We start from the raw sequence: 8,036 nt of genomic DNA, 5'->3' as shown, positions 1-8,036 counted from the left end.
TGCGCCCTCTCCTTCCTGCGGCTTGCGCCCTCTCCTTCCTGCGGCTTGCGCCCTCCTTCTGCTTGCGCCCTCCTGGGGCTTGCGCCCTCTCCTTCCTGGGGCTTGCGCCCTTTGCCGGCGGCTGGCGCCCTCCTGGGGCTGGCGCCCTCCTGGGGCTTGCATCCCCTAAAGGCTTGCTAAATATCTTGCCACTGTAGGCGGACAAACTTAGCATCACGACCCAAAAAATCTTGAGTAGTTTCCACAGATACTAACTTCAAATTAAAAGGAATCCCTGTAGTTAAATATTTTTGCACTAATTGTCCCACTTCCGGTGCCAATTCCATAGCTAGTTTAGTAGTTACGCCGAAGCCTAACAATTGGCTAAAAAAATCACGTGGCAAGATAAACTGATTGGTAAAAGCAAATCCAGTCGCTAACAGCATCCCTACAGATAAATTAGTTCCACAACGAGGATGTACAGCTAATTGCCATTCTCCCGCTTTAAATCGCCTTAGGGCTTCATTTACTGCTTGAGATAAACTTGATGGAGACACATTGCCGTATAGATAAAAACCTTGTTCAGTAGATAACCCTCCCAAATTTTGCTCATCTTTATCATTATTTAATTGCCAGATAGTTCCGTGTTCCAAAGCATGGACTTGACGTAGCATTAATAATTCTTTTAAACCAGGTATAAAGCCTATATTTTTTAAAAGTTGACTATCTTGGTCTATAGTTGGTTGAAAGTATACGGATTCCCAGTAGTTTTGATGTTTAGCTGTATTCATGGTCATTGCTGAATCGATGTGGTGAAAATTGGACTTTTATTATAACTATTCGATTATTTAGTTTAGTTAGATTTATCTACAAAACAAAGATAAAAGCCAGGGCGTTAGAACATGATCATAACTCAATGCTTAGGTAATTCTGAATTGATTTGAGTTTCTTGATTAAATTCTGGTTTGATTTCTTCATTAATGGGACAACAGTTGACATCGTCAATACAAATCTTTCCCCATTGTAATGCCCAGCGCAAAAGTTCTACACGGTTTCCTGTGGAGGTTTTATTTAAAATGTTAGTAATGTGGTTATCTACAGTGCGCTTACTAATTTCTAAACGTTGAGAAATTTCTAGATTAGTTAGACCATCAGAGACTAACTCTAAAATTTCTAACTCTCTTTCTGAAAGATTGACGCCTTTTTTGTTCTTCCTGGTATTCATAAGTATTTATTCCTTAGCAAATTTACTCACCTTTACTGGTTTTATTGTAAATGAAGATTAAAAAAGACGCCGAAAATTTATATTTTTTTGATATTCTACATAAAAAACTAGGAGAAACTATGAAGGTGAGTAGACCTACTGTTATCTGTTTGGGAGAGATTCTCTTTGACTGTTTAGCTGATGATGTTGCAGCATCTTGGGAAGAAGTGAACTCTTATTCATCCTATCCAGGAGGAGCAATTGCTAATGTGGCTTGTGCTTTAGTTAAATTGGGCACAACAGCAGCTTATGTAGGGAGTATTGGCGCCGATTCAGCCGGAAGAGAATTAAAAAAGTTATTGGAAACAGTAGGAGTAGATACCACAGGCGTAGTTATTCATCCTAGTGCTCCAACACGCCAAGTGTACGTGTTACGTTCTGCTGAAGGAGATCGCCTTTTTGCGGGATTTGGAGATCAACCTCCAGATATCTTTGCCGATGCCTATTTATCTCCTACTGATTTACCCGAGGAATTATTTGTCAATGGGGAGTTTTTGGTATTAGGGACTTTGGAATTAGCCTATCCCTTGACTTGTGAAGCAATTTGGCGCAGCATTGAATTAGCCGACCGTTATGATCTAAAAATTGTTCTAGATGTGAATTGGCGTCCCATGTTTTGGCCTAATCCCGATGCTGCTAAGCCGATGATTCAGAAATTAATCAAATCTGTGGATTTTGTGAAACTCTCAGCAGAAGAAGCTTTATGGTTATTTGATACTAAGGATGCTGGCGCTATTGTTCATCGTTTTGGTACTCTAGAGGGGGTAATTGTTACTAATGGTGCTGAAACTGTAAGTTACTGTCTCAGCAACAGTGAAGGCAAGGTTAATCCTCCAGTTTTCCCCGTTGTAGACACCACAGGCGCGGGAGATAGTTTTGTCGCCGGATTTATTCATCAACTCTGTCAAAGGGGGATTGGTTGTTTAGAAAATCCTGAACAAGCAAGGGAAATTGTTAGTTATGCTTGTATAGTGGGAGGTTTGACCACAACTAAACCTGGTGCTATTGATGCTCAACCTACCCCTAAGGAGGTAGAAGAGAATGGGGGAATTAAATTTTAGCTTGACTAAGTTACCAAATTTTTGTCATTATTAGGCTAAAACCTGGTAATTGAATTGTGAAGACAAGGAAGGAACGTTGGTGTGACAAGAGCGCCGGAAACCGGCGCTCTTGGTAGCCCACCTTTGACAGGGAAGAGGGAACAGAGATGACCATCAGTTTTTTAGTTAATTTGATAATATCCAGTTTAAATGCGTATTAGCTTATTACTGTTAACTAATTTGATGGCGATTAATTTCCGCTTCAAGTTGAAAAAGATTTTGGATTCTCGCTTCGGTAGAAGGATGAGTAGCAAATAAATTCCCCAAAAACTGACCAGATATGGGATTACTGATTAATAATGGCTCAAAGGCTGGATTTCCTCCCATAGGCATCTGTCTTCCTTGGGTTTCTAAACGCTCTAAAGCACGAGCTAAAGCCCGAGGATTCTTGGTTAATTTGGCTGCACCTGCATCAGCGGCAAATTCTCTAGTACGAGAAATCGCTAATTGAATCACTGTTGCAGCAATCGGGGCTAGTATCACCGTCAAGAGTATACCAAAAATATTACCACCGCGATCGCCATCTCTAGAACTCCCTCTAAACCACATACTATAACTCAACATTTGTGCTAAGTATGAAATAGCTCCGGCTACTGTTGCCGCAACTGTTTGGGTAAGAGTATCTCGGTTACGTATATGACTTAATTCATGAGCGATTACCCCCTCTAATTCATCGGCTGGGAGTAAATTAATAATACCCTGTGTCATAGCAACGGCTGCATGGTGAGGATCTCGCCCTGTAGCGAAGGCATTAGGGGAATTTGTGGGCACAATATATATACCCGGCATAGGCATCCCCGCTTCCTGGGTTAACTTTTCTACCATGGCATAAATTTCTGGTGCTTGGGCACGGTTTAAGGGTTGAGCTTGATAGGCGGATAAAGCAATACGATCTGAAAAAAACCAGGATCCCAGGTTAGTTACGGCAGCTAAAACTAAACCTACTAACGCTCCTGTTGTTCCACCGATAACATAATAGCTGATGCTAATCAATAGAGCGCTTAATACAGCTAACAATATTAAAGTTTTTAGTTGATTCATAGGAATAACTCTAATTATTTTTTCTAACTATCATATTATTGAACAAAAGTACTGATAATTTGGTTAAAATTCATAAAAATTATTAAGCATAACAACTACATTCTAATTTTTGCCAAAAGTTAAGTAAACTAGTTGCAGTTTGGATAAAAGGTAAATTTATCTAAAATATCTTAAAATACTTACCATAAACAAAAATTCATAAAACTAAAATGTCCACATTTCAGGCTAAACCACCTTTAGAGTTTATTCCTCCTAATCTTAACCCCCTAGTATTAAATGCAGGACGCTTAATATTACCCTGGTGGATAAAACTGCAAACTAATATTACACAAATAGACACCAAGGGAACAGAAACCTTAGTTAAACTATATCAAGATTTTGCTCAAGAAAAAGTACGTTTCCTGATGGCTTTTCGTCACCCAGATAGTGATGATCCCATCTGTTTAGCATACATGATGTGGAAGATAATTACTAAAGAACTGCGTCAACAAGGTAAAGATGGACCTAATCTCGCCCATGCTCATTTTATTTTTGATCGCGGTATTCCTCTTTGGGCAGGAGAATGGACAGGTAGTCTCTACGCTAACTTAGGTGGTAGCTCCATCCAACGGGGTAAACTAGATTGGGAGGGTTTACGCTCAGCACGAGAACTCTTTTTAAATGGTAAATTTCCTATGGCTGCCTCCCCAGAAGGCGCTACCAATGGGCATAGTCAAATTATCAGCCCTCTAGAGCCAGGAATCGCTCAATTAGGCTTTTGGTGTGTAGAAGATCTCGAAAAAGCCCAAAGACAAGAAAAAGTGGTGATTTTGCCCATAGGAATTCAATACTATTACGAAGATTCTCCCTGGGGTGCAATCTCCTCTTTGTTGAGTAAACTTGAACAGGATTGTGGTTTAAAGTCTGAAAAAGTATCTAATCCAACTCCCGAATCTCTCTATCCTCGACTTTATCAACTAGGAGAATATTTATTAGAGTTGATGGAAAACTTCTATAAAAAATACTATCATCAAAAAATAGAACCAAAGGGTGATACTCTCCCAGAAAGATTACCACAATTACTAGATACAGCTCTAAAAGTCGCTGAAACTTATTTTTCTATCACTCCTAAAGGTAATTTTAGCGATCGCTGTCGTCGTTTAGAGCAAGCAGGCTGGGATTATATCTATAGAGAAGATTTCAAAAACCCTAAAAATTTACCTCCCATTGAACAAGGTTTAGGTAATTTGGTAGCCGAAGAAGCTAATTTAAGAATGTGGCACATGAGAATAGCTGAAACTTTTGTGGCAGCAACTGGCTCTTATGTTAAAGAAAACCCCTCCGTGGAGCGCTTTGCCGAAACAACTCTCTTATTATCAGATTTAGTAGCTAAACTCAAAGGCGTTAACGCTTTTCCTCGTCCTAAGTTAGGTAAACAACGGGTAGAAATTACTATTGGTACACCTATTTCCGTGAGCGATCGCATATCTGATTATCGCACTAGTCGTCGTCGAGCCATTCTTAATTTAACTCAAGATTTACAACAGGATTTAACTAAATTAATCAATATAGTTTAATATAAATGTCTTAGTATTATTAAAGTATCTTACCTATGGATTTTGTCTTATCCAATCAAACTGAGTCTAAACAAATATCGACAATCCCGCCAGTAGGTTCAATTGTCAAATGTAGAGAACGTCATTGGGTAGTATTACCTTCTGACCGAGAAAACCTCATACAGCTACGTCCTTTATCGGGAAGTGAAGAACAAATTTGTGGGATTTATACTATCTTAGGAGAAAAAATTGAATCAGCTACCTTTGCGCCTCCTCAACCCGAATACTTACGTAATCACCAAGCAGGAAAATTATTACTAGATGCCGCGAGACTAAATCTCCGTAGTGGTGCCGGACCATTTCGTTGTTTAGGTCGTCTCTCAGTGCGCCCTCGCCCTTATCAACTTGTACCATTATTAATGGCCTTAAGACAAGAAACAATTAGATTGCTGATAGCTGATGATGTAGGAATTGGCAAAACAATAGAAGCTTCTTTAGTTGCCAGGGAAATGTTAGATAGGGGAGAAATACGGCGTATAGGTGTTCTCTGTCCTCCTCAATTATGCGATCAATGGCAGCTTGAATTAAAGCAAAAATTTAATATAGAGGCAGTAGTAATACGTTCAGGCACAGTAGGGAAGCTTGAAAAAGAATTACCCCTGGGAGATAGTCATATTTTTAGTTACTATCGCCATATCATAGTAAGTTTAGATTATGCAAAATCAGACCGTCGTCGAGCCAGTTTTTTAGCTCATTGTCCCGATTTAGTGATAGTAGATGAAGTTCATACTGCCACTCAAAGACAAGAAGGCGCAACACAACAGCGATATCAGTTAGTGAGCAAATTGGCAGAAAATCAAGAGCAACATCTGATTTTGTTAACGGCTACTCCTCATAGTGGCATTGAGCAATCTTTTCTATCTATTTTGGGGTTTTTACGTCCTGAGTTTAGTGATTATTCTCTAGATGATTTACCAGAAAATCAGCGTATTGAACTAGCTAAATACTTTGTACAACGCAGAAGAGCAGATGTTCAAGATTGGATGAATGAAAACACACATTTTCCCCAGCGAGAATCATTAGAATATGCTTATCCCTTATCTAGAGAATATCGAAATTTATTTGAAGATGTCTTTGATTTTGCTAGAGGGTTAGTGCAATCTGTAGATGAAAGTTTAAGTTATGCCCAGAAAAGAGGGAGATATTGGTCAGCTTTAGCCATTATTCGTTGTGTTATGTCTTCACCGCCTGCGGCGATCGCCACTTTATCGAAACAAACCCAGAAGAAAAGCGATCCCACGGAACTAACTAAAAATATAGATGAATTAAACTTATCTTATGATGACCTTGCTTCTCCCTATATTGATGATGCCACAGAACAAGAAAAATCAGTAGATGTAGTACCATCAGTAGTAATAGAACAGGGAACACAAAGTTACCAAAGTTGGGAAAAACGTAAATTAAGAGAATTTGTCAAGTTAGCTAAGGAATTAATAGGGGAAAAAGACCAAAAACTCCAACAAACAATTAAATTAGTCAAAAAATTACTGCAAGAAGGTTATCAACCTATTCTTTGGTGTCGCTACATAGCTACAGCTAATTACTACGCCCAAGCTTTACAAGAAGCCTTAGAAAAGAAACGAGGTAGTCAAATAAGGATTATTGCTATTACTGGGGAATTATCAGATTCAGAAAGAGAAGTGAGACTAGAAGAATTGAAATCCTATGCCCAACGAGTATTAGTAGCCACAGATTGTCTCAGCGAAGGAATTAACCTCCAAGAAGATTTTAACGCTTGTTTGCATATAGATTTACCTTGGAATCCTAATCGTTTAGAACAAAGAGAGGGGAGAATAGATCGCTATGGACAACCTTTATCTCAAGTTAAATGTATTTTGATATATGGTGAGGATAATCCGGTAGATGGAGCCATACTTGAAGTGTTGTTACGCAAAGCAGTAACAATCCATCGCAGCTTAGGCATTAGTGTACCAGTAACGATGCAGAGTAGTAGCGTTCAAGAAGCTATTTTTAAGTCTTTATTTGAACATTCTACAAGAGAACGTCAATTAAGCCTGTTTGATTATTTAGAAGAAGATTCCCCAATTCAACAACTTCATGATAATTTTGATAGAACAGTGGAAAGAGAAAAGCAAAATCGCACTCGTTTTGCTCAAAGGGCGATTAAACCTGAGGAAGTTAAACAAGAATTAAGAGAATCAGATGAAATACTTGGCAATGAAAAAGATGTAGAAAGATTCGTTATCAATGCTTGTGAAAAATTAGGTACACCCCTAGTTAAGAAAAAACAATGGTGGGAGTTAGTGACTATTCCTGCCTGTCTCCAGCCTACGATTGGGGATAAATCCCGTAAAATAGCTTTTACCACTCCTGTAGCTTCTGAGGTGGAATACATCGGCAGAAATCATCCCCTTGTGGAAGGATTAGCCCGTTATCTATTTGAGGAAGCTTTAGAAAATTCTGAAGCTATAGCGGCTCGTTGTGGTGTAACTATCACTAATGCTGTTACTAAACCTACTTTTATATTTTTACTGCGATTGAGACATTTACTGACAGGCAATAAAACCAATCCTCTGTTAGCAGAAGAATGTTTAGTCAGAGGTTTTACAGGCACACCGAATAATCCTCAATGGTTGTCAGCAGAAGATACTTTAAACTTATTAGATAATGCTGTACCGACTGGAGATATAAAGTATGATCAAAAACAAGAATGGGTAAAAAAAGTACTCAATAGACTGGATGAGTTAACACCTAGTTTAACAGCGATCGCCAGCTCTAGGTCAGAGGATTTACTACAATCTCATCGAAGAGTCAGAAAATTTACTAAAGAAGGTACATTTCGCCAAGTAGAACCTCAATTACCTATGGATATTTTAGGTATTTATATACTCCTCGGTTCGTAGTTGGACTTTAGTCCAAAAGCATAATCGGGCTTTAGCCCTACTACAAACTTGGTTCGTAGTTGGACTTTAGTCCAAAAGCATAATCGGGCTTTAGCCCTACTACAAACTTGGTTCGTAGTTGGACTTTAGTCCTAGAATATAATCGGGCTTTAGCCCTACTACAAACTTGGTTCGTAGTTGGACTTTAGTCCTA

The 8,036-nt window shown here is 38.9% G+C and carries 6 protein-coding genes; 3 read left to right on the top strand and 3 right to left on the bottom strand.

Features of this window, described 5'->3' with window-relative positions; genetic code table 11:
• Positions 1 to 176: 176 nt before the first annotated feature.
• Positions 177 to 776, bottom strand: coding sequence for a DUF6391 domain-containing protein (locus MW688_RS18560; protein WP_486737503.1), 600 nt, complete (start codon positions 774 to 776; stop codon positions 177 to 179).
• A 116-nt stretch (positions 777 to 892) separates the two neighbouring features.
• Positions 893 to 1,204, bottom strand: coding sequence for a photosynthetic electron transport-dependent transcriptional regulator PedR (pedR, locus tag MW688_RS18555; RefSeq protein WP_486737502.1), 312 nt, complete (start codon positions 1,202 to 1,204; stop codon positions 893 to 895).
• A gap of 50 nt (positions 1,205 to 1,254) precedes the next feature.
• On the opposite strand from pedR, the gene MW688_RS18550 reads away from it, so the two are divergent.
• Positions 1,255 to 2,304: a carbohydrate kinase family protein gene (locus MW688_RS18550; protein ID WP_486737501.1), complete on the top strand. Its 1,050-nt coding sequence runs from the start codon at positions 1,255 to 1,257 to the stop codon at positions 2,302 to 2,304.
• Positions 2,305 to 2,514: 210 nt separating this feature from the next.
• Here MW688_RS18550 and MW688_RS18545 read toward each other — a convergent pair whose 3' ends face one another.
• Positions 2,515 to 3,384 carry a zinc metalloprotease HtpX gene (locus MW688_RS18545; protein ID WP_486737500.1) on the bottom strand — a complete coding sequence of 290 codons (870 nt, stop codon included), beginning with the start codon at positions 3,382 to 3,384 and terminating at the stop codon, positions 2,515 to 2,517.
• A 209-nt stretch (positions 3,385 to 3,593) separates the two neighbouring features.
• On the opposite strand from MW688_RS18545, the gene MW688_RS18540 reads away from it, so the two are divergent.
• Together MW688_RS18540 and MW688_RS18535 are read left to right on the top strand one after the other, a co-directional pair.
• Positions 3,594 to 4,940 (top strand): 1-acyl-sn-glycerol-3-phosphate acyltransferase, encoded by a 1,347-nt coding sequence (locus MW688_RS18540; protein WP_486737499.1) that lies wholly within the window; start codon positions 3,594 to 3,596, stop codon positions 4,938 to 4,940.
• A gap of 35 nt (positions 4,941 to 4,975) precedes the next feature.
• On the top strand, positions 4,976 to 7,843 hold the full coding sequence (locus tag MW688_RS18535) for a helicase-related protein (protein WP_486737498.1): 2,868 nt from the start codon (positions 4,976 to 4,978) through the stop codon (positions 7,841 to 7,843).
• The last annotated feature ends 193 nt before the right edge of the window (positions 7,844 to 8,036 follow it).

The organism is Johannesbaptistia floridana (assembly GCF_057440575.1).
The sequence above is the reverse complement of the archived record's forward strand: the minus strand, read 5'-3'. Positions and strand labels throughout refer to the sequence as shown.

Bases quoted from the DNA above. Each gene is read 5' to 3' on its own strand.
- MW688_RS18560 (WP_486737503.1), bottom strand. From the start codon at position 776: ATGACCATGAATACAGCTAAACATCAAAACTACTGGGAATCCGTATAC.
- pedR (WP_486737502.1), bottom strand. From the start codon at position 1,204: ATGAATACCAGGAAGAACAAAAAAGGCGTCAATCTTTCAGAAAGAGAG.
- MW688_RS18550 (WP_486737501.1), top strand. From the start codon at position 1,255: ATGAAGATTAAAAAAGACGCCGAAAATTTATATTTTTTTGATATTCTA.
- MW688_RS18545 (WP_486737500.1), bottom strand. From the start codon at position 3,384: ATGAATCAACTAAAAACTTTAATATTGTTAGCTGTATTAAGCGCTCTA.
- MW688_RS18540 (WP_486737499.1), top strand. From the start codon at position 3,594: ATGTCCACATTTCAGGCTAAACCACCTTTAGAGTTTATTCCTCCTAAT.
- MW688_RS18535 (WP_486737498.1), top strand. From the start codon at position 4,976: ATGGATTTTGTCTTATCCAATCAAACTGAGTCTAAACAAATATCGACA.